The 1,768-nt window shown below is 65.1% G+C and carries 3 protein-coding genes; 1 reads left to right on the forward strand and 2 read right to left on the reverse strand.

The window, feature by feature from the left end; all coding sequences use genetic code 11:
- A partial coding sequence (locus MKW15_RS24100) for a hypothetical protein (protein ID WP_240862906.1) occupies nucleotides 1-391 on the reverse strand: 391 nt, incomplete at its 3' end.
- An 82-nt stretch (nucleotides 392-473) separates the two neighbouring features.
- Here MKW15_RS24100 and MKW15_RS24105 point away from each other — a divergent pair.
- Nucleotides 474-677: a hypothetical protein gene (locus tag MKW15_RS24105; RefSeq protein WP_240862908.1), complete on the forward strand. Its 204-nt coding sequence runs from the start codon at nucleotides 474-476 to the stop codon at nucleotides 675-677.
- An 18-nt stretch (nucleotides 678-695) separates the two neighbouring features.
- On the opposite strand, the gene MKW15_RS24110 is transcribed toward MKW15_RS24105, so the two are convergent.
- A complete protein-coding gene (locus MKW15_RS24110) occupies nucleotides 696-1,553 on the reverse strand; it encodes a serine/threonine protein kinase (RefSeq protein ID WP_240862910.1) in 858 nt (285 codons plus the stop codon).
- Nucleotides 1,554-1,768 lie beyond the last annotated feature (215 nt).

Genomic DNA, 1,768 nt, shown 5'->3' on the forward strand with positions numbered 1-1,768 from the left:
AGAAGCTTCTTCCCCTACTTTTGTGGCGGCGGATCGCGGTTAATTCGCTCGACGACGACGATGTTCCCGGTTCCAAGGACTGCGTTGGGTCGGGGACCTCGTTTGTGGTCAGAGACCTTCGGAAGCGCTGACGGTCTTTGACTACGAGTGAGGTTTCTGTGACGGTGGCCGCGATGGCGACGGCGAGCACGATGTCAGAAACCGCGTGTCTGGTCAGAAACCCGAGGCGTACCAGCGGTTTGTGGCCACATCTGAGGTTTGTGGCGACAAGTGCGGTTTCTGCGACGAGGCCGCGCTCTTCCCGCTTCCACGATCGCCGCCGCAGCTGGCGGGTGGTGGGCTTCGAGGCGGTCTGAGCGACGTCCTGGCGCATGATGGAATCCGGTGCCATGCTGGGGCACGTCGGGGCATCCGCTGTGCGGCGGATGACAGTTTCGTGACCCAAGTACACCGAGGTACAGGAGATTCACACGATGGCACTCGCCGACAAGTTCGACAAGGCATACGAGGACAAGCCGATCGACGAACTGGCCAACGCGCCGGTCGCGTCGCTTCAGGGCGTGAGCGACTCGGATGCCGAGCACCTCGCGGCCGCCTTCAACATCAAGACGGTGAAGGATCTCGGCACCAACAAGTTCTTCCTCTGGGCGCAGGCGGTGGCCAAGCTGGCCGAATAGGCCGGCAGGTCTGGGCAATCAGCTCGGCGGTCGCATCAATTCGGCGATCGTCGCGTTGACTGCTGCGGCCCGGGCAGTACGGGTGAGGGTCAGCAGGCGTCGCAGCCCGGAGTCCACCTGATCGAGGTGGCCTGCGCTGTCGCCACTCGGGACCCGTTGTGCGACAGCAAGATCGACGATCGCCTCGACGCGGGCCGCGGTTTCGACGATCCGCGTGGCGCGGGCGTCCGCATACGGCGGCAACGGCACATGATGGCGGGCGGTCAGTGCCATGAGTTGCGCGCGAAGGTCACCGATGCGTTCCGCCCTGGCCCCGCCGCCGAGATTGCTGAACAAGTCCGTCGCATCCCGGACCGCTTGCCGCAGTTCGTGTTCGAGATCGCCCGCGGACGGACCGCCGCTCGTCAACGCGCCGAGATCCAGCGGACGCTCGTATCGGTGAATTGCCCACCGGCACACCGCATCGTCGATGTGGAGTGGTCCTGACAGCCGAGCGCCGGTGACCGACGGAATCAAGGCAAGAGGTCCCGCCGCAGATGAGCGCGTCGCTTCGTCCCGGACCAGAAGCACCTCGCCGGCGGCGAAGGCAGCCGTCGTCGCCGGATCCGGCGGAAGTCCCGCGGGGTCGCCCGCGTCGGGCAGCCGGACCACCAGCGCATCCACCTCGCGGAGCATCGCCAGAAGGTCGAGGACGCCGCTGGCGCCCGTGGCGAGGGTGCCGGTGTGGTCGTCGACGACGTGCGTGCCGGCGGTCGAGGTGAGCGCACTGATCACCTCGTCGGGCGAGCAGTGGCCGGCGATCCAGGCCGCGCTCCAGCCGCCGAGCGTGCAGCTCGGCCAGGCGATCGGTTGCTCACGGATGTCGGCGCGGGTCATAGACATTCCACGATACCGACTATCGGAAGGGCGCGAAGTGGTGGCGTGGAGCTGTTGTGTTCATCGGCGGGTGTGGATAGCCTGGGATGGATCAAGTTTGCCGGTATGAACGTCTTTCTGCCGTTGTGCTTGTTGTCTGCCAGCATGTTTGGCGGTGGGGAATGTCTTCGGGGAGGTTTCAGCTTTTGTCGGGTAATGGTTTTTTCGAGGTTGAC

Source organism: Gordonia gummivorans (assembly GCF_022513585.1).
In the GTDB taxonomy this organism is placed as follows: domain Bacteria; phylum Actinomycetota; class Actinomycetes; order Mycobacteriales; family Mycobacteriaceae; genus Gordonia.

What these genes read in the sequence shown, in the direction of transcription:
- MKW15_RS24110 (WP_240862910.1), bottom strand. Translation starts at nt 1,553, where the DNA reads ATGACCCGCGCCGACATCCGTGAGCAACCGATCGCCTGGCCGAGCTGC.
- MKW15_RS24105 (WP_240862908.1), top strand. Translation starts at nt 474, where the DNA reads ATGGCACTCGCCGACAAGTTCGACAAGGCATACGAGGACAAGCCGATC.